Origin of the sequence: Flavobacterium croceum DSM 17960 (genome assembly GCF_002917885.1) — a bacterium.
In the GTDB taxonomy this organism is placed as follows: domain Bacteria; phylum Bacteroidota; class Bacteroidia; order Flavobacteriales; family Flavobacteriaceae; genus Flavobacterium; species Flavobacterium croceum.
This window is the reverse complement of sequence record NZ_PQNY01000006.1, coordinates 25491-49093: the sequence shown is the minus strand read 5'-3', so window position 1 is coordinate 49093 and position 23603 is coordinate 25491. Positions and strand designations below refer to the sequence as shown.

Annotated in this window: 28 protein-coding genes; 10 read left to right on the top strand and 18 right to left on the bottom strand. The window is 31.1% G+C overall.

The genetic code is table 11. The features are described from left to right. Positions 1-50 precede the first annotated feature (50 nt). Positions 51-1001, top strand: coding sequence for a PhoH family protein (locus Q361_RS05755; protein ID WP_103725881.1), 951 nt, complete (start codon positions 51-53; stop codon positions 999-1001). Positions 1002-1005: 4 nt separating this feature from the next. Here Q361_RS05755 and Q361_RS05750 read toward each other — a convergent pair whose 3' ends face one another. After that, positions 1006-1749, bottom strand: coding sequence for a glycosyltransferase family 2 protein (locus Q361_RS05750; protein WP_103725766.1), 744 nt, complete (start codon positions 1747-1749; stop codon positions 1006-1008). Between the two features lie 51 nt (positions 1750-1800). Here Q361_RS05750 and Q361_RS05745 point away from each other — a divergent pair, with 51 nt between their 5' ends. Both Q361_RS05745 and Q361_RS05740 read left to right on the top strand, forming a co-directional pair. Further along, positions 1801-2619 (top strand): glycosyltransferase family 2 protein, encoded by an 819-nt coding sequence (locus tag Q361_RS05745; protein ID WP_103725765.1) that lies wholly within the window; start codon positions 1801-1803, stop codon positions 2617-2619. 4 nt (positions 2620-2623) lie between these two features. Next, positions 2624-2857: a hypothetical protein gene (locus tag Q361_RS05740; protein ID WP_103725880.1), complete on the top strand. Its 234-nt coding sequence runs from the start codon at positions 2624-2626 to the stop codon at positions 2855-2857. Here Q361_RS05740 and Q361_RS05735 read toward each other — a convergent pair whose 3' ends face one another. Genes Q361_RS05735 through Q361_RS05700 form a run of 8 tightly spaced genes read right to left on the bottom strand, consistent with a single transcriptional unit; the run spans position 2858 to position 10158 of the window. Next, a complete protein-coding gene (locus tag Q361_RS05735) occupies positions 2858-3571 on the bottom strand; it encodes a DUF6048 family protein (protein WP_103725764.1) in 714 nt (237 codons plus the stop codon). Continuing rightward, entirely contained in the window at positions 3552-4067 is a 516-nt protein-coding gene (locus tag Q361_RS05730) for a DUF6452 family protein (protein WP_103725763.1), read from the bottom strand. Before Q361_RS05730 ends, Q361_RS05735 begins: the two co-directional genes overlap by 20 nt. 30 nt (positions 4068-4097) lie before the next feature. After that, complete coding sequence (locus Q361_RS05725; RefSeq protein ID WP_103725762.1) at positions 4098-5117, bottom strand: COX15/CtaA family protein; 1020 nt, start codon at positions 5115-5117, stop codon at positions 4098-4100. Positions 5118-5121: 4 nt separating this feature from the next. Further along, positions 5122-5667, bottom strand: coding sequence for a DUF4256 domain-containing protein (locus Q361_RS05720; RefSeq protein ID WP_103725761.1), 546 nt, complete (start codon positions 5665-5667; stop codon positions 5122-5124). A gap of 3 nt (positions 5668-5670) precedes the next feature. Further along, positions 5671-6945, bottom strand: coding sequence for a S41 family peptidase (locus Q361_RS05715; protein ID WP_103725760.1), 1275 nt, complete (start codon positions 6943-6945; stop codon positions 5671-5673). Positions 6946-6960: 15 nt separating this feature from the next. Beyond that, positions 6961-8379 (bottom strand): CCA tRNA nucleotidyltransferase, encoded by a 1419-nt coding sequence (locus Q361_RS05710; protein ID WP_103725759.1) that lies wholly within the window; start codon positions 8377-8379, stop codon positions 6961-6963. 43 nt (positions 8380-8422) lie between these two features. Then, positions 8423-8989 (bottom strand): L-threonylcarbamoyladenylate synthase, encoded by a 567-nt coding sequence (locus Q361_RS05705; protein ID WP_103725758.1) that lies wholly within the window; start codon positions 8987-8989, stop codon positions 8423-8425. Next, positions 8989-10158 (bottom strand): proline dehydrogenase family protein, encoded by a 1170-nt coding sequence (locus Q361_RS05700; RefSeq protein WP_103725757.1) that lies wholly within the window; start codon positions 10156-10158, stop codon positions 8989-8991. Before Q361_RS05700 ends, Q361_RS05705 begins: the two co-directional genes overlap by 1 nt. 85 nt (positions 10159-10243) lie before the next feature. Between Q361_RS05700 and aroB the strand changes: the two genes are divergently transcribed. The 4 genes from aroB (at position 10244) to Q361_RS05680 (ending at position 14441) form a co-directional block, all read left to right on the top strand. Next, on the top strand, positions 10244-11305 hold the full coding sequence (gene aroB, locus Q361_RS05695) for a 3-dehydroquinate synthase (protein ID WP_103725756.1): 1062 nt from the start codon (positions 10244-10246) through the stop codon (positions 11303-11305). Positions 11306-11579: 274 nt separating this feature from the next. Further along, on the top strand, positions 11580-12977 hold the full coding sequence (locus Q361_RS05690) for an arginine decarboxylase (RefSeq protein WP_103725755.1): 1398 nt from the start codon (positions 11580-11582) through the stop codon (positions 12975-12977). Positions 12978-13052: 75 nt separating this feature from the next. Further along, a complete protein-coding gene (locus Q361_RS05685) occupies positions 13053-14027 on the top strand; it encodes a deoxyhypusine synthase family protein (RefSeq protein ID WP_103725754.1) in 975 nt (324 codons plus the stop codon). Between the two features lie 6 nt (positions 14028-14033). Next, a complete protein-coding gene (locus tag Q361_RS05680; protein ID WP_103725753.1) occupies positions 14034-14441 on the top strand; it encodes a DNA primase in 408 nt (135 codons plus the stop codon). 85 nt (positions 14442-14526) lie between these two features. Here Q361_RS05680 and Q361_RS05675 read toward each other — a convergent pair whose 3' ends face one another. Both Q361_RS05675 and pyrE read right to left on the bottom strand, forming a co-directional pair. Then, on the bottom strand, positions 14527-14919 hold the full coding sequence (locus tag Q361_RS05675) for an orotate phosphoribosyltransferase (protein WP_103725752.1): 393 nt from the start codon (positions 14917-14919) through the stop codon (positions 14527-14529). 35 nt (positions 14920-14954) lie between these two features. After that, positions 14955-15599, bottom strand: coding sequence for an orotate phosphoribosyltransferase (gene pyrE / locus Q361_RS05670; protein WP_103725751.1), 645 nt, complete (start codon positions 15597-15599; stop codon positions 14955-14957). 7 nt (positions 15600-15606) lie between these two features. Here pyrE and Q361_RS05665 point away from each other — a divergent pair, with 7 nt between their 5' ends. Continuing rightward, positions 15607-16218 (top strand): NUDIX hydrolase, encoded by a 612-nt coding sequence (locus tag Q361_RS05665; protein ID WP_103725750.1) that lies wholly within the window; start codon positions 15607-15609, stop codon positions 16216-16218. On the opposite strand, the gene Q361_RS05660 is transcribed toward Q361_RS05665, so the two are convergent. The 4 genes from Q361_RS05660 to Q361_RS05645 are packed head-to-tail and all read right to left on the bottom strand — an operon-like array spanning position 16195 to position 18919. After that, positions 16195-16929, bottom strand: coding sequence for a ZIP family metal transporter (locus Q361_RS05660; protein WP_103725749.1), 735 nt, complete (start codon positions 16927-16929; stop codon positions 16195-16197). The genes Q361_RS05665 and Q361_RS05660 overlap by 24 nt on opposite strands. Before the next feature lie 9 nt (positions 16930-16938). Next, positions 16939-17394 (bottom strand): pantetheine-phosphate adenylyltransferase, encoded by a 456-nt coding sequence (coaD, locus tag Q361_RS05655; RefSeq protein WP_103725748.1) that lies wholly within the window; start codon positions 17392-17394, stop codon positions 16939-16941. 14 nt (positions 17395-17408) lie between these two features. Beyond that, positions 17409-17915: an energy transducer TonB gene (locus Q361_RS05650; protein WP_103725747.1), complete on the bottom strand. Its 507-nt coding sequence runs from the start codon at positions 17913-17915 to the stop codon at positions 17409-17411. A gap of 5 nt (positions 17916-17920) precedes the next feature. Next, entirely contained in the window at positions 17921-18919 is a 999-nt protein-coding gene (locus Q361_RS05645; protein ID WP_103725746.1) for a D-alanine--D-alanine ligase, read from the bottom strand. Between the two features lie 92 nt (positions 18920-19011). Between Q361_RS05645 and Q361_RS05640 the strand changes: the two genes are divergently transcribed. Continuing rightward, positions 19012-19641 (top strand): PASTA domain-containing protein, encoded by a 630-nt coding sequence (locus tag Q361_RS05640; RefSeq protein WP_103725745.1) that lies wholly within the window; start codon positions 19012-19014, stop codon positions 19639-19641. Then, positions 19634-20671 carry an RluA family pseudouridine synthase gene (locus Q361_RS05635; RefSeq protein WP_103725744.1) on the top strand — a complete coding sequence of 346 codons (1038 nt, stop codon included), beginning with the start codon at positions 19634-19636 and terminating at the stop codon, positions 20669-20671. The genes Q361_RS05640 and Q361_RS05635 overlap by 8 nt, the downstream gene beginning before the upstream one ends. A 54-nt stretch (positions 20672-20725) precedes the next feature. Here Q361_RS05635 and Q361_RS05630 read toward each other — a convergent pair whose 3' ends face one another. The 3 genes from Q361_RS05630 to Q361_RS05620 all read right to left on the bottom strand — a co-directional run bounded on the left by Q361_RS05630 (position 20726) and on the right by Q361_RS05620 (position 23600). Next, positions 20726-21586 (bottom strand): OmpA/MotB family protein, encoded by an 861-nt coding sequence (locus Q361_RS05630; RefSeq protein WP_103725743.1) that lies wholly within the window; start codon positions 21584-21586, stop codon positions 20726-20728. A gap of 99 nt (positions 21587-21685) precedes the next feature. After that, on the bottom strand, positions 21686-22684 hold the full coding sequence (locus tag Q361_RS05625; RefSeq protein WP_103725742.1) for a glycosyltransferase family 2 protein: 999 nt from the start codon (positions 22682-22684) through the stop codon (positions 21686-21688). Next, positions 22677-23600: a hypothetical protein gene (locus tag Q361_RS05620; protein ID WP_103725741.1), complete on the bottom strand. Its 924-nt coding sequence runs from the start codon at positions 23598-23600 to the stop codon at positions 22677-22679. Before Q361_RS05620 ends, Q361_RS05625 begins: the two co-directional genes overlap by 8 nt. Positions 23601-23603 lie beyond the last annotated feature (3 nt).

Genomic DNA, 23603 nt, shown 5'->3' with positions numbered 1-23603 from the left:
TATGCAAAGCTACTAATATATTAGTAAATTTTAAACTAAAAAATATACGCTTGAACGAAAGAATTATTGAACTAGTTGATATTGCTCCAAAAGAATTTTGGGGTACACAAGATGCTCATCTTGAAATTATTAAAAAATACTATCCAAAATTAAAAATTGTTGCACGAGGAAACACACTAAAAGTTTTTGGTGAAAAAGAAGAGCTAGATGAGTTTGAAACCCGTTTTAAACGACTTATGCTTCATTTTACTCGATACAATAACATCGATACAAATGTTATTGATAGGGTTATTCAAAGCACCTCTGCCGAAGAACAACGCATAGACGAGCAAGATAAAATTTTGGTGCATGGGTTAGGAGGAAAGCTTATAAAAGCCATGACTCCAAATCAGCAAAAACTTGTAGAATTTGTTGCAAAAAATGATATGGTGTTTGCAGTAGGGCCTGCGGGTACAGGCAAAACATATACAGGTGTAGCTTTGGCTGTTAGAGCTTTAAAAGAAAAACAAGTAAAACGCATTATATTAACACGACCTGCTGTAGAAGCTGGAGAAAATCTAGGTTTTCTTCCTGGTGATATGAAAGAAAAACTCGATCCATATATGCAACCCTTGTATGATGCGTTGCGCGATATGATTCCGCCAGAAAAACTCGAAGATTATATTTTAAAAGGCATCATACAAATAGCGCCACTTGCGTTTATGCGTGGTAGAACTTTGGATAATGCTTTTGTAATTTTAGATGAGGCTCAAAATACCACACATAGTCAAATGAAAATGTTTTTAACCCGTATGGGGAAAAATGCAAAATTTATTATAACAGGAGATCCTGGTCAAGTTGATTTACCCAAAAAGACCATTTCAGGTTTACGAGAAGCACTTTTGGTGTTGAAAGATGTAGAAGGAATAGGTATTTTATATTTAGACGATAAAGATATTGTACGCCATAGATTGGTGAAAAAAATAATTGATGCCTACAAGAGTATCGAAAATACTGATTAAAAATTTATTTGATTCCTTTTTCCAAAAGTATCATTTTTACATATCTAGAAAAAACGCCATACGCATCTATAGTTGCAACGGCAAGACCTGGTATACCATCTAAAAAACCTTTTCTGATAAAATAGGTGTGAAAAAATCGGTAAAAAGGTTTAAATAGCAGTAAAAAATAAGATGATTTTTTATTTTTTTCTAATGACATTTTTGCTTGAAACCAAGCGTAAGAATCTTTTTTCTTGATATAATGGAATAAACCTTTGTAGGTATAATGCAAAACTTTATTTTTCAAAACGCCAACATCGCCTTCATGAATGAGTTTTTCATGAACTTCTCCTTCAAAATGTATATTTTTGTTTTTAACAAGTCTAACCACTTTGTTTTCAGTGTGGTATAGAAATCGATTCATATAAAAATGAGGAAATCGTAATTTATAACCACCAATTTTTGAATTCGAATTAGAAATTGTATTTACTATTTCGTACTGTAATTTTGGAGTAATACGCTCATCTGCATCTAAAAAAAGTATCCAATCGTGTTTGGCTAATTTTATAGCTTCATTTTTTTGATTGGAAAAGTTGTCAAATTTACGCTGAATAATTTCACAATTGTATTTTTTTGCAATACTTATAGTCGCATCGGTACTAAAAGAATCAACAACTATTATTTGATTAACAAAGCCAACAGATTTTAAACAATCTTCTAAATAACTTTCTTCGTTGTATGTAGGAATAATAACCGAGAGTGATAACATTTACACTAAAATTGATGATTCAAATATAGAAAAAAATTATCTTTGCAAGCGATGAAAATAGATATTTCCATAATTATTAGCACTTATAATTCTCCCGAGTGGTTAAAAAAAGTTCTCTATGGGTATAACACACAAACCTATAGAAATTTTGAAGTAATTATTGCCGATGATGGATCTGATGAGCGAACCAAAAAATGTTTAGACGAAATAGCTACAGAAGTTTTTTACAGTATAAAACATGTTTGGCATGAAGATAATGGCTTTCAAAAAACCATTATTTTAAACAAAGCCATACTAGCTACTAGCACAGACTATATTTTAATGAGTGATGGTGATTGTATACCCAGAGAAGATTTTGTAGAAAACCATATTAAATACCGCGAAGAGGGATATTTTTTATCGGGAGGGTATTATAAATTGCCTATGAAAATTTCTGAAGATATAACCAAAGAAGATATTTATTCGGGTAGATGTTTTGATATTCATTGGCTTAAAAAATACGGTATTAAAAGTTCTTTCAAAAATAATAAACTTACCAATAGTACCTTTAAAAGTTGGTTACTCAATACGATTACACCTACAAATGCAAGTTGGAACGGTCATAATGCCTCAGGATGGAAAAGAGATTTTTTGGCAGTAAATGGTTTTGATGAGCGTATGCAATACGGAGGAGAAGACAGAGAATTTGGAGAACGATTGATAAATAATGGTGTGCAAGCCAAGCAGTTAAGGTACTCTACAGTTTGTATACATCTAGATCATGCCCGTGGCTATGTAAAACCCGAAATGATTAAGAAAAATTATAAAATTCGAAAAGAAACAAAACTATTACAAAAAACATGGACCGAATTTGGTATTAAAAAAACATAAACGTATGTCAAAAAAAAATAAAGCATTTTTATATAACTTCCTTTTTTTTGCAGTTCTATTCGTTATATTTAGAGTAGCATTACAATATTTTACATCACTTCAAGGGTTTTGGTTACCAGTTGTATCTGCTGTATCGGCATCATTTTTAGCTCCAAAATTTCAAGCTACACAAACCAAAGAAGGAGAAAAATTGTTTATGAAATCAATTTTTTCTAAAGAGATTAAAGAAATTAAGTAATTATTTTTTTTGTGTTTTTGCCACAACTTTTTTCTTAAATATTGGCAAAAAATAAGATATGGTATAGTTAAAACCTACACCAAATTTTCCGTTGTATGTTTTGTTGTACCCCGGAATGTATAAATTGTCGAAAGTTTCAGGTTTTTTATTCGATAATAAATAATTAAGTCTTACGCTAGTTCCTATAAACAAATTATTAAAAATTTCTACTTTAATTCCAGATGCTATTTCAATCCAGCTTGCAGTTAACCCATCGTACTTTGTAGTAGGATAATTGGTTACTGTGTTAAAATAATGATTGGTATTGTAAATGGAGTAAGAGTTTAGCGTTTGATTAAAACTACTAAAACCATAGCGGAATCCCAAATGAATTAAATTGTTCATTCCTGTCCAGTTTTCGTAAGTATTGTAGTCAAAACCTGCTTTTATATAACTTCCTTTGGTAGTAAAATTAAGATACGTTTCTGAAGTTGTTTTATTTTCATTACCAATTTCGGCAGCTACATAATGTTTTTTGGTTAAACGGAAATCGCCTACCAATTCTAAACCTTTATATTCTTTATCGTAAAAACTTCGTGATAATTTATATAAATCTACACCCAACCTTAATCCGTACTTATCGGTTTTAACAGGTAAAGAGTCTTTAGGTTTTTCTTGAGCAAATACCAAAAAAGTAAAAAGGAAAATATAAATTTTAAAAATAAATTTTAACATGTGTAACTTTTTGATTTTCAATAAAATATTGGTTTACAACAGCCGATTCAATCCAGTTGTTTGAGGTAGTAATAGGATTGGTTGTGTTTAAATTAAATACCGATTTATAACCACAAGCTCTAGAAACAAATAAATCTTGTGTGATGTAATTAAATTGAATATCGTCTGTAATTGAGGTAGTATCGGTACTATTTAGTGTGAATGTATAGTGCGTAAAATTTGCATCTACTTGCAATGGAATTTGTATTTTATTGGTGTTATTGGCTAGGTATTTTGTGTTGTCTGTTGCGGTAGAATTAAATACATAAAAATCAGTTGCAGTACTTGCTTTAATTTTTAAATTGGTTACATTTTTCGCTTGGTCTAGAGGAACTCCATACTGAAAAAATTCAACAACCAACAAAGGCGTTTTCGTAGTACTTTCGTCGCAAATATCGTCTTTTTCACACGAGATAAAAACTAGAAATAATCCTAAAATTAATGTTATTTTATTCATTTTATTTTAATAAATTTCAAATATAACGTATTATTTCGACATTCTATGTAAGGTAAATGTCATAGCGGCTAGTAAAAAGAATGCGACTGCTTGATGAGTTACTCCTAACCATAACGGTACAGCGTACAAAAGTGTAAATACACCCAATGAAAATTGTATAAATACAATGAAAAGCAACATATAAAGTCCTTTTTTTTGAGTTGCAGTAGGATTTTGTTTACTTGCTTTATAAAATAAAATTATTATTAAACATACAACTACATAAGCTAGGGTTCTATGTACGAATTGAACACCACTTTTTCCTTCGGTAAAACGTAATAACCATGTTGGTTTTTCTAGGCTAATACTTTCGTGAAAAAATTGCCCATCACTCATAAGTGGCCAATGGTTGTGTACAAAACCAGCATCTAGCCCAGCAACAAAGCCACCGTATATAATTTGAATAAGTAATACAAACCAAGTTATTCTTGCCCATTTGCGTAAGTTGAAATTAACAGATTGTTTTTCAGGATAAATAAGGTCTAAAGCAACCCATAGCGTGTAAGCAAAGGTTAAAAAAGCAAAGGTTAAATGCATAGAGAGGCGAAAATGGCTTACATCTGGACGGTTAAAGTCTACCAAACCACTTTTTACCATAAACCATCCTAAAAAACCTTGAAAAGCACCCATAAAAAGTAAGAACAAGCATTTTGTTAATGTACTCTTGTCTAGTTTATTTTTTAACAAAAAATATAAAAACGGAACAATAAATACTACACCTAAAATGCGTGCAATAAATCGATGAAACCATTCCCAAAAATAAATAAATTTATAATCATCTATGGTGAAATGGCTATTGATACGTTGGTATTCTGGAAATTTTTTATACTCTTCAAAAGCGTGTTGCCAAGCAGTTTCACTCATAGGCGGAAAAGTATCGGTAACCAAATGCCAATCGGTCATAGAAAGCCCAGAACCTGTTAAACGAGTAATACCGCCTACAACCACCATAATAAATACAAGTATACAACCTGTAAGTAACCAATAAATAATAGATTTATTTTTTGTCATATATTTAAACTTTTAAGCATGCTCTAAATCCTCTAGAAGCATAATAAGATTCTGCACCATTATGGTAAATAAACATTCTATTATATCGCTTATCTCCAAAAATTGCACCACCAAGTTTTCTTACACTATCGTTTGTTTTTAACCAACTAGAAGTTTTTATGTCGAAATTACCAAGATTTTGAAGAAAAGTATATTGCTCTTCGTTTAGTATTTCTACTTCCATTTGTGTTGCCAAATTCAAAGCACTATTTTGGGGTTTGTTTTGTTTTCTATTTTCAAGAGCTTCATCATCATAACAAAGGCTTCTTCTTCCCAACGGACTTTCTATAGCGCAATCAAAAAACCAATATTCGTCGTTTTCTAAATCATAAAAAACCACATTAGGCTCACCTCCTGAGGATTCCATAGCACTTAAAGCTTTACATTTTTTTGGGTTTGCTTTTAATTTTGCTTCTATATTGTTCCATTGAACAGTTTCTCGAACTATTTTATTATTTTCAAATCTTTTTTTGAGTAAAAGGATTTGTTTTTCAATTAAATCTTGATCCACTCTTTAATTTTTAAAATTTTTCACAAACTCATAAGCCTTGTCCAAACCATTCTTGTAGTCTTGAAAGCTAGTTTCTATTTTGTAATCTATAGGTAAAGTATTTACATTATCATCTGTTAATTTCCAATATTCTTTAGAATAATTTATTTTTATTTGAGAATAAGGTAATACAAAAGAACCTACAAAACCATAATGATTTGGTTTTCCACTTGTTTCTTCTCCTATTGTAATTACGTTGGTTTTTTCTTTAAAGTATACAGCATTAAAAATTGCTGAAGAAAAAGTATCACTTCCTACTACTAAAAATAACTTTCCTTTTTTGTTTAGTTTTTTATTTTCTGCTATTTTATTAATAAGATTTTCTGCTAAATAAGAACTTCCTCCTTTGTTAAATCGAATATCAAAAATTAATTTATCTATATCTTTTTCGTTTATAGTTTTTATTATTTTTTCTGAAAATTCATCAAAAGAAGGGTATTTGTAAGCTTCATCTTTATCACCATATTTTTCTACAGTTTCTTTGCTAATACACTTGTTATATTGAATATAGTAGATTTTATCTTGAGCGAAATATTCATCTTTAAAGAATTTTCCACTTCCGTTTAAATAGAATGGTTTTTCAGTGTTTAGTTTAGTTGATATAAAGTCTTTTTTTACATTATCTGTTTCAATTTCATTTAGTGTATGATAATATTTTTTCCCTTCTAAATCTTCTACCTCTATACTATAACTATTTTCATTATTTTTTGAAAACCCAAAATATTTTAGTAATGCATTAACTCTAATTAAGTTATCAGTATTTGTTTTTACCATACCTAAATTCTCATCTACAAAAAGTGTTTTTAAACTATCTACAATTTGTTCAACTTTAAAATTATTAATGGCTACAATTTTTTTGTCTAGTATTTCATAATTATTTTTTGAAGTTCCTGTAACAAACAAGCCTTCTTTAAACCAATTCAAGTTAAGTGGGATAGTGTATCTTGATTTAAAAAAAGAACTAATATTTGCCATGGTGTGTGTGTCTCCAATTTTGGCTATCAATTGGGTTAATTTTATGGAGGTTTCAACATCAGAGTCTTTATCTAAATTTAATATTATTTTATTTAGTTCTGCTTCAAAGTCTTGTTTAGAAACCTTAAAAAACAAATTTTTGTGCTTTTTGGGCAATTCTGTTTTCAAAAAATTTAAGTCAGTAGTCCAATCTTCAGTCTTTATTTCTTGACCAAAAAATATAGTTACAGTTAATAATGCAATAAGAGTAAAAATTTTCTTCATAATTTATAGAATTTATCAACTCACTTTTTTCAGTCCAATTTTTTCAGCTTTGTTGAGTACAAATTTTAAAGCCGATTCATAATCATTTGTAATCTCTCCTTCCAAAATGGCTTCTTTTACAGCTTCTTTAAGTATGCCAATTTCACGAGATGGTTTTAAATTAAACAATGCCATTATTTCTTCTCCCGAAATAGGTGGTTGAAAATTTCGAATATGATCACGCTCTTCAACTTCTATAATTTTTTTGCGTACAATCTCGAAGTTTTTGTGGTATTTTTCAAACTTTTTCGGGTTTTTGGTAGTAATGTCTGCCTCACAAAGCGTCATCAAATTTTCTACATCTTCGCCAGCATCAAAAACCAATCTTCGCACAGCGCTATCTGTAACCATATCTTCAGAAAGCACAATAGGGCGGGAGCTCATCATAACCATTTTTTGTACAAACTTCATTTTATGATTTAAAGGCATATGCAAGCGTTCAAATATTTTTTTCACCATTTTACTGCCCAAAAATTCATGTCCGTGAAAAGTCCACCCACTTTTTTTGGTAAATTTTTTGGTAGGAGCTTTACCAATATCATGGAGTAGTGCTGCCCAACGCAACCAAACATCGGTGGTGTTTTTACTTATATTATCGACTACTTCGAGTGTATGATAAAAATTATTTTTATGTGTTTGCCCTTCTATTTCTTCTACAAAATTTAAGGCAGTAAGCTCGGGTAGAATAAGTTCTAAAAGCCCTGATTTGTACAACAACAAAAATCCAATAGATGGTTTTGGAGTCTCCAAAATTTTGTGAAGTTCTTCTACAATACGTTCGCCAGAAATAATAGCAATACGCTGCGCATTATGCGTAATAGCTTGAAACGAATTTTCTTCGATTTCAAAGTTTAATTGTGCAGCAAAGCGTATAGCTCTTAACATTCGTAATGGATCATCGCTGTAAGTAATATCTGGATTAAGCGGGGTTTTAATGATTTTGGCATCTAAATCTTTTAATCCGTTGAAAGGGTCAATTAAATCGCCCAAATTATCATGATTTAATGAAAAAGCTAAAGCATTTATCGTAAAGTCTCTACGGTTTTGATCGTCTTGTAATGTGCCAGAGACTACTAAAGGGTTTCTGCTTTGTTCGGTATAACTTTCTTTGCGAGCGCCAACAAATTCTATATCAATATCTTTATAGCGCAACATGGCTGTGCCGTAATTTTTAAAAACTTGAACTTTGGGCTTATGGGGCAATAATTGAGATACTTGTAAAGCCAATTCTATACCGCTACCAACAGCCACAATATCGATGTCTTTTTTTTGATTTCGATGTAATAAAATATCACGAACAAAACCACCAATTACATAACATTCTAAATTTAGTTGTTGGGCAGCTTGTGTTATAATTTTAAAAATATCGTTATCTAAATGTTGTTTAAAATTCATTGGTTAGCAAAATTTTAAGCTTATTAGTTAAAACTTAAAAAGGTTATTTTCTAATAATTTTTACTTGATTATCTAAAGATAATTTAATAATTGTAGACGGTTTTGAATTTGTTTTATCTTGATGCAGATTTACAACATAATCAACGCCTGCTCGTATTTCGGGGCTAATTTCTTTAAAACACTTTGGCGTTTCAGTTCCCGAAATATTTGCCGAAGTAGAAACCAATGGTTTTTTTAAACGTTCAAGTAATTTGTAACAAAATGGTTCTTTTACAAGACGTACTCCTAGTGTGTTATCATTTGCAATTAGATTGGGTGCTACATTTCGCGGCTTGTCTAATATGATTGTTGTGGGTTTGTCTGACAAATCCCAAATTTGAAAAGCCGTTTCTGGAATTTCTTTAAATATATTATAGAGCATTCTATCGCCATTCATCAAAACAATCATGCTTTTTGTTTCAACACGCTTTTTAAGTTGATAAATCTTTTTTATAGCATCTTCATTTGTAGCATCGCAACCTATTCCCCAAACAGTATCTGTAGGATATAAAATAATTCCTCCTTGCGAAATAACTTCAAAAGCTTTGTGAACCTCTTCGTTTACATTCATTATGAATTTGTTTTTCTTCGTTCGCGTTCTGTTTTTAATAAGTTTAATTCTCTACTTGTTTGCCCTGCAACCGATGTGTTTTCTTCTGCTCTACGAATAAGGTAAGGCATTACATCTCGAACAGGCCCAAAAGGTAAGTATTTTGCTACATTGTAACCATGCGCAGCAAGATTGTAACTTATATTATCGCTCATGCCATACAATTGTCCGAAAAAGATACGAGCGTCATTTTTTGCAATTTTCCCATTCATCATTTGCATTAATAAATACGAACTTTCTTCGTTGTGTGTACCTGCAAATATGGCCATTGTATCTATGTTTTGTAGCATGTAGCTTACAGCCGCATTATAATTATCATCGGTAGCTTGTTTAGATGCACAAATTGGAGTAGGATAGCCCATTTCTTTGGCTCTTAAATTTTCTTTTTCCATATAAGCGCCTCGTACAAGTTTCATACCTATATGAAAATCATCTTTTTGAGACTGCTCATGTAATTTTTTTAGGTAATCCATTCTGTCCCAACGATACATTTGTAGCGTGTTATATACAATTACTTTGTGCTTATTGTATTTTTTCATCATGTCTTCTACAATAGCATCTGCGGCATCTTGCATCCAACTTTCTTCGGCATCTATTAACAATGCTACATCTTTTTCGTAAGCCGTTTTACAAATACTATCAAATCTATCTAAAACTTTTTCCCACTCGGTTTTTTCAGTTTCTGAAAGTTCTTTTTTTGCACCTACTTTTTCATACAAGTCTAGTCTTCCTATTCCAGTAGGTTTAAATACAGCAAAAGGTATGGCGAGGCGTTCTTTGGCAAAGTCAATCGTTTTTAATGTCATTTGTAAAGCTGCATCAAACTGAGCTTCTTCTTCTTTGCCTTCAACAGAATAATCGAGTACAGATGAAACTCCTTTTATAAACATTTTATCTACTACAGTTAAACAATCATTTTCGGTAGTACCACCGCAAAAATGATCAAATACAGTAGCTCTTATTAAACCTTCTACGGGTAAATGTGCTTTGATTGCAAAATTGGTTACAGCAGTACCTATTTTTACCAAAGGTTCGCTGGCAATCATTTTAAATAAAAAATAGGCTCTATCTAGTTCTGTGTCAGATTTTAAACTAAAAGCAACTTCGGTATTATTGAATATTTTTTCCATTTTTATAAAAATTATACAAATATAGAAACTCTAAATCTTTTTATTGTTAGAAAATACTGTAATTTTGACCTCAAATTTAATAAAAATGCAAACAATACAAGCATCTGGATATCCTATATATTTTGGTTTGGAAGGATATGAAGCTGTAAATAAGTTACTAGCAGAAAAAAATTATTCTTCATTATATATTATAGTCGATTCTAATACGAATACTTTTTGTTTGCATAGGTTATTGCCCTATTTGGCAGTAGATTGTGCCATTGAAATTATAGAAATTGAAGCAGGCGAGGCGCAGAAAAATATTGATACATGTGTAGCGTTATGGTCTATACTTTCAGATTTTGGTGCAGATAGAAAAAGTTGTATTCTTAATTTGGGAGGCGGTGTTGTTACAGATATGGGAGGTTTTGTAGCTTCAACTTTTAAAAGAGGAATAGATTTTATAAATATTCCTACTACATTACTTGGTATGGTTGATGCATCTGTTGGAGGTAAAAACGGCATAGATTTAAACAATCTAAAAAATCAAATTGGCACCATAAATACTCCAACAACCTTGCTTATAGATACTCATTATTTAGAAACATTGTCTGCAAGAGAAATGCGATCTGGACTGGCGGAAATGCTAAAACATGGTTTAATTTTTGATAGAAATTATTGGAATAAGTTTAAAAAATTAGAAACTCTAGATACCAGTATGCTAGACGAACTTATTTATGAATCTATCGTGATAAAAAATACTATTGTAATGCAAGATCCTCATGAAAAAGGCATCAGAAAATCTTTAAACTTTGGGCATACATTAGGGCATGGTATAGAAAGTTTTTATTTAGGTTCTCAAAACAAATTACTGCATGGAGAAGCGGTTGCTGTTGGTATGATTTTGGAAGCTTATCTATCGTACAAAAAGGAATATATAAACCTTGAAGAATACTTAGAAATTAAAGAATATATGCTTTCTATTTTTGATAAAATAGCCATTTCTACTAGCGATGTTGATGCAATAATAGATTTATTGAAGCACGACAAAAAAAATGAATACGGTAAAATACAATTTTCGTTACTTAAAAATATTGGAGAATGTATTATAAATCAAATAGTTGATGACAAACTGATACAAGATGCTTTTTTTGATTATAATTCGTAAATTTTTTGCTGTAAAATTTGTTTTTGACTTCTATTATTTTTTTAAATTTGTGCAATGATTTTTAAAAAAGATATATCTTTACAACAAACGCCGCTGTTTGCCCTTGTAACTCTTGAAAAAGATGCTATTTGCAAAGCAATGGTAGGGTTGTATAATAGAATTGTTTTTCAATTTTCTATTTTTGATTTATCTATCAAATACGCTAATCTTAGAGTTTGATTTTTAGTAGCTTACCAAATATAAGTGAATTAAATTAATACTTTAAATATTAGAAATGAACACAAAATACTACGACTTAATTAATCAAACATTTTATTTTCCTCAAGAAGAATTTACGTTAAACAAAGATAATCTTGAATTTCATCATATCGATTTAATGAAATTGGTAGAGCAATATGGCACACCATTAAAATTTACTTATCTTCCTCAAATTTCTAGTAATATTAATAAAGCAAAAGGTTGGTTTAGAAAATCAATGGAAAAGCTTAAATACGATGCAAAATACTATTATTGTTATTGTACCAAAAGTTCTCACTTTGAATTTATAATGAACGAAGCTTTTAAAAACAATATTCATATAGAAACTTCATCGGCTTTTGACATTAATATAGTTGAAAATCTTCTTGAAAACGGAAAAATAAATAAAAGTACTTATGTAATATGCAACGGCTTTAAAAGAGACGAATACATAACCAACATTGCTCGACTGATGAATAATGGGCATAAAAATACAATTCCCGTTATTGATAATTATGAAGAGTTAGACCTTTTGCAAGAAGAAATAAAAGGAAAATTTAAAATAGGAATTCGTATTGCCGCAGAAGAAGAACCAAAATTTGAGTTCTATACATCTCGATTAGGAATAGGTTATAAAGATATTGTTTCGTTTTACCGAAAACAAATACAAGACAATAAAAAAGTAGAGCTAAAAATGCTTCACTTTTTTATCAATACAGGTATCCGTGATACAGCTTATTATTGGAATGAACTTTTAAAATGTATGAAAGTTTATATCGCTCTTAAACGCGAATGTCCTACTTTGGATAGTTTAAATATAGGAGGCGGTTTTCCAATTAAAAATTCATTAGCATTCGACTACGACTACCAATATATGGTTGAAGAAATTTTAAATCAAATTAAAATAGCTTGCGACGATGCCGAAGTACCTGTTCCTAATATATTTACAGAATTTGGTTCGTTTACTGTAGGTGAGAGTGGAGGAGCAATTTACCAAGTTTTATATCAGAAAAAACAAAATGATAGAGAAAATTGGAACATGATAGACTCTTCATTTATAACCACTTTGCCAGATACTTGGGCTATAAATAAACGATTTGTTATGCTCGCTGTAAACAGATGGAACGATACTTATGAAAGAGTTTTACTTGGCGGAATGACTTGCGATAGTGATGATTATTACAATTCTGAGCAACACATGAACGCCGTATATTTACCAAAGTATAATAAAGATAAGCCTTTGTATATTGGTTTTTTCAATACAGGAGCTTATCAAGAAACGATAGGTGGTTTTGGCGGATTGCACCATTGTTTAATTCCACAACCTAAACATATTTTGATAGATCGAGATGAAAATGGAATCTTGGCAACCGAAGTGTTTTCTGAACAACAAACCTCAGAAGACGTGTTAAAAATACTAGGTTACAAAAAATAAAATTCTATTTGTAATTCCCCAAAAAAGTTTTTTCTTTGAAAACTGAAACTAATTTCAAAACAAACCCAAAACAAAATGAGTAAAGGACCTATAAGTCAATTTATTGAAAAAAATTACCTTCACTTTAATGCCGCTGCTTTAGTAGATGCTGCCAAAGGATATGAAGAACATTTGCTAGACAATGGAAAAATGATGATTACTTTGGCAGGCGCTATGAGTACTGCCGAGTTAGGAAAATCATTAGCAGAAATGATACGTCAAGACAAAGTACACATTATTTCTTGTACAGGAGCTAACCTAGAAGAAGATATCATGAATTTGGTGGCGCACAATTCGTACAAAAGAGTTCCTAACTATAGAGATTTATCTCCACAAGAAGAGTGGGATTTACTAGAAAATCATTACAATAGAGTTACAGATACTTGTATTCCAGAAGAAGAAGCTTTTAGAAGATTACAATCGCATCTATTCGATATTTGGAATAATGCTGATAAAAATAATGAAAGATATTTCCCTCATGAGTTTATGTATCAAATGATTAATTCAGGCGTATTAAAACAATACTACGAAATAGACCCAAAAGATTCTTGGATGGTAGCTGCTGCCGAAAAAAATCTACCTATAGTAGTACCAGGTTGGGAAGACAGTACAATGGGAAATATTTTTGCTTCGTATTGTATAAAAGGAGAATTTAAACCAACCACCATGAAAAGCGGTATCGAATACATGATGTGGCTTGCCGATTGGTATACCAACAACTCACAAGGAAAAGGAATAGGATTTTTTCAAATAGGAGGTGGTATTGCAGGTGATTTTCCAATATGTGTAGTACCAATGCTTTATCAAGATATGGAAATGCACGATGTTCCATTTTGGAGTTATTTTTGTCAAATATCAGATTCAACCACAAGTTATGGTTCTTATTCGGGAGCAGTTCCAAATGAGAAAATAACTTGGGGAAAACTAGATATACATACCCCTAAATTTATTATAGAATCGGATGCTACCATTGTAGCACCACTTATTTTTGCTTATTTATTAGATTATTAAAATTTTATGAGAAGAATTATTGTAGATTACGCCAAACTTACAAGTGATATTCTAAACCTCTTGGTAGAAAAATTTCCAGACGGATATGATGATACAGATATTATCCGTTTCAAAAATGCTCAAAACGAATTGATTGAAGCCGTTGAAGTTCGAACAGAAGACACTATTTACTTAGTTAAAGTGAGTAAAAAATTGGCTACTAGAATGGAAAAATTTGACGAAGAAGATGATCTAGCTGCTGTTATCGAGCCTATTGCACCAGTAAAAGGTATTGATTTAGACGATGATGATTTACCGAGTGACGACGACGATGAAGATTTGCTAAAAGAAAAAGATGATGCAGATGACGACGATGAAGATGATGACTATAATGAAGAAGCATCAGACGATTTTGATGATGAAGATGATGAATAATTAATTATTCATCAGTTTTAATAAAAAAGTAAAAAGCACTTGATAAAGCTATCAAGTGCTTTTTACTTTTAGCAAAAGTTAATTCTTATAATTTTTGCATATTTTGAGCCAATGACTCTAAAAATTTAGAAATAGGACCTTTTATCATCATTGCCATCATAGGATTGAATTCGCCTTCAAAATCTAGTTTTACAGTACTAGATTGCGCATTATTTTCTTTAATGTTTGCTATTAATGAAAATGGTAGTTTATCGCTAGCAGCAGACAAAATAACTTGCTCGTAAGGTGTTTTGTCTTTCAATCTTAATTTAATTTCAGGCATACCTTTTAAACCAAAATTAAATATATCATCACCTAAAACTTCAAATTTTGCTATATTTTCGGGCATTAATTTTTCAAAATTTTTCACATCAGTAAGTGATTCAAATAAATATTGAGATGATTTGTCTACAGTAACTACAGGACTTTCAAGTTTCATATATGATTTTTTTATAAATTATAGTTTTAAATTTCTTATAAAGTATTCCAATGCTCTGGGTCTTTTCTCCATTCTTTTAGCGTGAGCCATTCTTTTTCATTAATGTAATTTTTTTCTAATGCCAATTGCAGTAAATACTCATAATTACTCAATATATGTAAAGTAACATTGGCTTTTTCAAAATTTTCTGAAGCAATATCAAAACCATACGAAAAAATAGCAATCATACCTTTTACATTTGCTCCAGCTTCTTTAAGCGCTTCAACAGCCATAAGGCTACTAGACCCCGTACTGATTAAATCTTCAATTACCACTACAGATTGTCCTTTTTGTAGAAAACCTTCAACTTGATTTTTTCTGCCGTGTTTTTTAGGTTCGGGCCTTACATATACAAAAGGAAGCCCCATAGCTTCTGCAACTAGAATACCAATACCAATGGCACCTGTAGCAACACCAGCAATAACATCGGGTTTGCCATAAAGATCTTCTATTTGCTTACAAAATTCTTCTTTTAAAAAATTTCTAATTGCTGGAAATGAAAGCGTTAGTCTATTATCGCAATAAATTGGCGATTTCCAACCCGAAGCCCATGTAAAAGGATTTGACGGATTCAATTTAATTGCATTTATTTGTAAAAGCAATTCGGCTGTTTTTTCGGCTGTTATATTATTCAAAATCATACTACAAATGTATAAAGTTTTTGTAAACGATAAGCCACTTTTTCTTACCAATAAAGTGTCTAAAGAAACAGATTTTCAGTTGTTTTTACTTGAAACTGTTGATATAGAACAACTTATTGTAAAAATGTTTAACAATAAAATAAAGAAAGCGTTTTTATATTATCCAGATGAAAAAGAGATATTAAAAAAGGTAAAAGAAAAAATTCCTGTTAAAAAAGCAGGCGGTGGATTGGTTTACAACGCAGAAGGGAAAGTTTTATTTATTTTTAGAAACGGAAAATGGGATTTGCCTAAAGGCGGTGTAGAAAAAGGAGAGGAAAATGAAGCAGCAGCATTGCGTGAGGTAGAAGAAGAAACAGGTGTTACCAATTTGATGTTAAAAGAAAAACTACAAAAAACCTACCATGTATTTTACAGAAATGGTAAATACCGATTAAAGATAACACATTGGTATAAAATGACGACAAATTTTGTAGGCACACCTATTCCGCAAGAAAATGAAGGCATAGAAAAAGTAGCTTGGCTTGACAAACAAGAAATACAAGAAGCATTAAAAAACTCTTATGAAAATATAAAACTACTTTTTGAACCCAATTTAGACAATCATTCCGAGTACTAAAAAGAGTAAAAATCCTACAAAAAAGGTTGCTGTATATAAGGGTTTATCTTCTTCTGTATGAGCTTCAACGAGTAGTTCTTCTGTAACAAGAAAAAGTAATGCAGACAAACCAAATGAAAGCACAATTTCCATTACATTATCGGATAAATTTTGTAGTAAAGTCCCGCCAAGTGTTGCACTCACAAAAAATAACGACGAAAGTAAAACAACATGAATAATGGCTTTTTTGGTCGGTATTTTTTCGTTTTTTAATTCCATAGAAACGGCCATTCCCATAGAAAACATTTCTAATGCCAAAGCCAAGGTAAGCAACAATCCTGCCTTGCTACCAGAGGCAAACCCGATGCCTAGTAAAAAACCGTCAATAAGAACATCAACGCCAATAGCTACCAAAAACGAAACAGGTATTTTAGGAATAATATCAATCGTTTTGGTTTGATTTTCTTTCTCTTCTGTAAAGTCTTTTATATAAAGCATTAATAAAGTTCCCAAAACAAAACCAATAATTACAGAAATAGGTTTGTTGCGTTCTACTATATCAGGTAAAATTTCTACAGCCACTACCGAGAAAACCACACCAGCAGCAAAGTGCAATACGATACTTCTAAATACAGGAGAAGGTTTTCTTATGGCAGTTATTAATCCGCCAAGAATAAAAGTAACTACAGGAATACAAGTGTAGATAAGGATAGTTTCTAATAAATTACTCACGCTATTTTTCTATTTAATTTTTACAGATTCTGGAACCAACACTGTATAGTCGCCACCATTACGCAAAACATCTCGCACAATACTTGAAGATATATACGAGGTTTTTGCGGCTGTGAGCAAAAATACAGTTTCTATTTTTGAAAGTCTTCTATTGGTATGCGCAATGGCTTTTTCAAATTCAAAATCGGCTGGATTTCTTAAACCACGCAAAATAAAATCGGCATTTTCTTTTCTACATAAATCTATAGTAAGACCTTCGTAGGTAATCACTTTTACTTTAGGTTCGTTTTTAAAAGCTTCTTCAATAAATCGTTTTCTGTCGTCTAGCGAAAACATATATTTTTTTTCTGCATTAATACCAATAGCAACAATAACTTCGTCAAAAAGCGAAATGCCTCTTTTAATAATATCGTAGTGCCCGTTGGTAATTGGATCGAAAGAACCAGGAAATATAGCTTTTCTCATTTTTTAAAATTTGTTTATTCCAATAAAAACGTTAGAGGTAAAACAAATAAATGTTTTACAGGTAAACCGTTTTCTGTTGCAGGATTCCATTTTTTTGTTTTTAACAATGCAGATTTAAGTTCTGCCTCTAATTTTTGTTTCGATTTTTCTGCTAAATCATTAAAATAAATAAAGGAAATGTTACTCACCGAGCCGTCTTTTTCGACAATAAATTTCAGTTGCATTTTTAATGCAGTGGTTAAATTATCAGGGAAAGTGACATCGTTTAACAATTGCTGTCTAAATTTTACAATGCCATCTGGATATTCAACAGGTGTAGAAGTATTACTGTTATTTGAAACAACTACATCTTTGGAAATATTGGTTTCTTTTTTTTCTTCTAAAGTAACTTTTGGTATTGAATGATTTGTTTTTTTTAGGGTTATTGTAGTTTTATGCTTATAGATTGTCTTTTTTTTCTTTTGCTGAGAAAAAGTGACTCCAACCATAAATAAGCATAAAAGTAGAATAAGTTTTTTCATGAATGTTAAGATGATTTAAAACCTTGCCATATTAGTTTTCTGTTTCGAGCAATTTCAATTTCGTTGTCTATTAAATCGGTAAAATTTAGATTAGAAAAAGCAGCTTGTTGCGGAAATATACTTTGCGGACTTAATCCTGGGTTGGTATTTATTTCAATAAAATGTGGAATATCGTTCATGATAATAAAATCTATACGAGAAAACCCTGTCATGCCCAACGATTCATAGATTTTTTTGGCAGTTTGATTTACTTTTTCTTGTACTTCTTTCGATATTCTAGCAGGTGTTATTTCATTGGATTTACCTAAATATTTCGCTTCATAATCAAAAAAATCATTTTCAGGAACAATTTCTGTAATGCCTAAAACTGTAGTTTTTTCGTGATATTTTAAAACACCTACCGAAATTTCTGTCCCTTTTAAAAACGATTCGATTAAAATGTCATGATCTTCTGCAAAAGCAAAAGCTAATGCTTTCTCAAATTCATTCGCTTCATTTACCTTTGAAACTCCTAACGAGCTACCAGATTGATTAGGTTTTACAAAAAAAGGATATTCAAGCGTTGTTGCAATGACTTCCAAATCTATATTTTGACCTTTACTTACATAAATTGATTTTGCTTTTGGAATATCAAATTTTGAAAGCACAGAGAGTGTATCTCTTTTATTGAATGTTAAAGCCGATTGGTAAAAATTACAGCCTGTATACGGAATTTCCAATAATTCCCAATAAGCTTGCATATGGCCGTCTTCGCCTGGAGTACCATGTATGGTATTTACAATAACATCAAAAGTTATTTTCTGATTGTTAATTGTACACGAAAAGTCAGATTTATCAATATAGAATTTTTCATTCTCTTGCTTTACATACCATTCATTTTTTAAGATATGAACTTCAAATGGAGTGTATTTATTTTTATTGATGTGGTTTAATAAAAGTTGCCCGCTTCTTAAAGAGATAACCGATTCTTCAGAATAACCGCCCATTACTATGGCTACGTTCATTTGGAAATAATTTTAAATTTAAACAAAAATACAACTTTTTTCAAACCATTTACGCAACGGAATTTTATATATTTGCTTAAATTTTTTCTATAATGAGTTTACGAAAATACCTTACCAGTAAAGTTTTTGTTGCACAAGTAGTTGCTGCTTTGGCTATTGTGGCAGTTTTGGGTTATTTATTTTTTCATTGGATTACTTTTATTACACATCATGGCGATGAAATTACAGTTCCAAATTTGAGTAAATTAACACCCGAACAAGCAGAAGCAAAACTTGATGAACTTGATTTGGACTATGTTGTGGTAGATACAGTAGATTATATGCCCGATTTTCCAAAATTGAGTATTGTACAGCAAGAACCTACAGCAGGATCTAAAGTAAAAGGAGGAAGAACCATATATGTTAAAATAAATGCGGATACTTACAAAATGGTAGCCGTGCCCGATTTGATAGAAAAAACATACAGACAAGCTTTACCTAGTTTAAAAGCGGTAGGATTAGTAGAGGGAGAAAAACGATATGTACCAAGTATTGCCAAAGATTTAGTATTAGAAATGTGGTATAAAGGCAAAAGAATTAAAGCGGGCGAACGCGTACTAAAGTCATCAAAAATAGATTTGGTTTTAGGTGACGGATCTTTAGTATTTAACGAAAAAGAAATAGACTCTATTATAGATCAACAACCTTCAGACAAAGAATTAGACTCCATTGGCAATGAATAGTTTCATTGATACTCAAGATTTAGAAGAAGAACTTTTTGAACACCACCGTTTTGAGGTACCCAAAGGGCAAGCCATGTTGCGTATTGATAAATATTTAATGCAGGTATTGCCCAATACTACTCGAAACAAAATTCAAAATGCGGCTTCTAATGGTGATGTTTATGTAAATGATACACCTGTTAAATCAAACTATAAGGTAAAACCTTTTGATATTGTAAAAATTTTACTAGCACATCCGCCTTACGAGAATAGAATAGATCCAGAGAATATTCCATTGGAAATTGTTTATGAAGATGATGAACTTATAGTTCTTAACAAACCTGCAGGTTTGGTGGTGCATCCAGGGCATGGTAATTATACAGGAACTTTGGTAAATGGATTGGCATTTCATTTTCAAAACCTACCAATGAATAGTTCTAATCGACCAGGTTTGGTGCATAGAATTGATAAAAATACATCAGGACTTTTGGTTGTTGCTAAAACAGAATATGCCATGTCTTTTTTAGCAAAACAATTTGAAGAAAAAACAACAGAAAGAGAGTATATTGCTTTAGTTTGGGGTAATGTAAAAGAAGATTCGGGTACTATTACCGGAAACATTGCCCGCCATGTAAAAGATAGAATGCAAATGGCGGTTTTTCCAGATGGTGATGTAGGTAAACATGCTGTAACCCATTATAAAGTGCTAGAACGATTGGGTTATGTAACCTTGGTTTCGTGCAAACTAGAAACAGGTAGAACGCATCAAATAAGGGTTCACATGAAATATATAGGACATACTTTATTTAACGATGAGCGCTATGGAGGAAATTTAATTTTGAAAGGAACAACATTCACCAAGTACAAACAATTTGTTGAAAACTGTTTTAAAATTTTACCAAGACAAGCCTTACACGCGCGAACGTTGGGCTTTTTGCATCCTACAACAGGTGCTTTTTTGAAATTTGAGTGTGATATTCCAAATGATATGCTCGAATGTATCGATAAATGGCGTAATTATGCTAAAAACATAACGGTAGATGAAGAATAAAAAAACGGTCTAATTTTTAAATTAGACCGTTTTTTTACTAATAGGTTTTAGCTATTACTTTTTACTCAAATTTTTCATTTCTTTTTCAATCATATCATAAAACTGGTCTATTTTTGGCATAATAACAATGCGAGTACGTCTGTTTGTAGCACGATTTTCAGCAGAATTATTTTCAACCAGTGGTATATATTCGCTTCTACCAGCGGCAATAAGTTGTTTAGGGTTTACACCCAACTCTTGTGTAAGTACACGAGTAATGGCAGTAGCTCTTTTCACACTTAAATCCCAATTGTCTATTAAAATAGCATTTCCTGTAAAAGGTACATTATCTGTATGCCCTTCTACCATACATTCAAAATCGGGTTTGTCATTAATTACTTTTGCCACTTTGCCCAATACTTCTTTAGCTTTGTTGGTTACTACATAGCTACCGCTTTTAAAAAGCATTTTGTCTGAAATATTAATAAAAACAACTCCTTTTTCTACATTTACATTAATATCTGGGTCATCTAAGCCTACCGATTTTTTTAAGCTAGTAACCAAAGCTAAGGTTACAGAGTCTTTTTTGGTGAGTGCATCTTGCAAACGAGAAATTTTTAAATCTTTTTCTTTAATGCTTTCTAATGCTTTTTCTACATTGGCAGCACCTTGTTGGGTTAATGTAGTCATGTTTCCTACATTATTAATCAAGTCAGCATTATTTTTCTTTAAATCTTCATTTATTTTCTTTAAATAATCGTTTTGCTCATTCATCTTCTCTTTTTCAGAAAGACATAAATTAAGCTTCATCGTGGCGGTATTCAATAAATCTTGACACTCTTTGTTTTTTGTTTCTAAATCGGCAATTTTCTTTTTTGTACCGCAAGAGGTTAATGCTAAAGCAGATACTGCTATTATGGCTACAACTCTTTTCATTCTTCTAAATTTTATAAGTTTAGTAAATCTCTAAAATAGGTTACAAAGTTACAATTTGATTGCAACTAAATGAATCGGGATTACGTTAATATATGTTAATTATCTTACAAAAACTTTGCCTTTTTTAATAAAATATTGATAAAGTATACTTTTTGATTGGTAGTAGTTTGAATTTTGCACTCGACTTCTTTTTTCTAAAAAACTAAATAGTTTACTATAGAATACAAAATGAGCTTTAATAATAGCCAAACAATGACGCAGTTTTCCTTGGGCAATAAATTGTACGCCTGCAATTCCATCTAGTATTAATCGTGTAAAAATGATAGGGATTAATTGATGAGTAGGCAAATTTTTGGTAAGCATCAACAATGAATTTCTAAAATTTAAGTATGTTTTTTTTGGATTTGCTTTATCAAGCGTAGCACCACCTACATGAAATACAATAGATTTTGAAGTATATTTTATTTTTTTTTCGTTATTAAAGGCTCTCCAACACAAATCTATTTCTTCTTGGTGCGCAAAAAAGTCGTCATCAAAACCTTTAAGTTGTTGGTAAGTTTCTTTTCTAATAAAAAAGCAAGCACCACTTGCCCAAAATATTTCTGCTTCATCGTTGTATTGATTTGTATCTTTTTCTACAGTATCAAAAATACGACCTCTGCAATATGGATACCCAAACTTATCTATAAATCCACCAGCAGCACCAGCATATTCAAAATAAGATTTATTTTTATAATCGAGTATTTTAGGTTGAATAATACTCGTTTGTGATTCATTCTCAAATATAGTTAGTATCGGGCTTAGCCAATTTTCGGTTACTTCTACATCAGAGTTTAAAAGGCAATAATAAGGTTCTTGTACATCTTTTAATGCTTCATTATATCCTTTTGCAAAACCATAATTTTGATTGTTGATTATAATTTTTACCGAAGGAAAAAGCTCTGTAATTACCTGTATAGAATCATCAGTAGAGGCATTGTCGGCCACATATATAGTAGCTTGCTCAGAATATTGAATAACTTTTGGTAGAAATTTTTTTAATAATTCGGCACCATTCCAATTAAGTATTACTACTGCAATTTTGTTGAGATTAGTCATAAGTAGGGTATTCTATACCAAGATTTTCTCTTATATTTTCTGTGTCATTAAACGCATTGCTCTCTAGCTCGTGGTATAACAATTTTATTTTTTCTGATACAGTGCTGTTTGGATATTTTTTCATAAAATTTTGATATACTTTTTGTACATCATCGTATATCTTTCCGTCTTCAAAAGTAGGCGTATTATCTAGACCGAATAAAAAATCGTTCAAATACCAATTAAAATCTTCTTCTGCCTGAGCAATCAATTTAGAATTTGGGTATTTTTTTATAAAGTTCTCCCAAAAAATAGCCCTAGAACCCACTTCGTCAAAAGAAACATTCAAACCTGCATCAGCAGCATACAAAACTTCTTTTTCTTTGGAAGTTTGTTTTAAATAAGCTTCATAATCTGGTGTAAGTTTATTTTTAAAGATGTTGTAATAATGATTTGCTTTGCTTCTTATTTCGGTGTAACCTTCGCCAACATCCCAAAATTCAACATCAACGGTTTGTAAACTATTGGCGATATTTTGAACTTCTGTAGGCAAATTTGTCTTTCCTGTATCAAAATTGTAGTAAGAAGCATATTTTTCGAGAACATCGCTGTACGTTTGATTTAAGTTTTTTATTAATGCTTCTCTAACCGCAAAATAGTTTTCATACGTTTCATTGTTTTTTTCTGGAGACTGATTTTTGCAAGTCTCTTTACTAGCATCTTCATTATACTGTAAAGTTTCAACATAATTTTCTAAGGTTGCTGTGCTACTGTATGCTGTGTCCAAAAGTACTTTGGCTTCGCTTATCATAATACTATCTGTAGTAGTTGTGGGAATATTGCCCTCTACATTATGTTCTTTTTTACATGATACAAATAAGGTTAGTAAAAGAACTAATGCAGAAATAAAAATATTTTGTTTGAAATAAAATTTCATAAG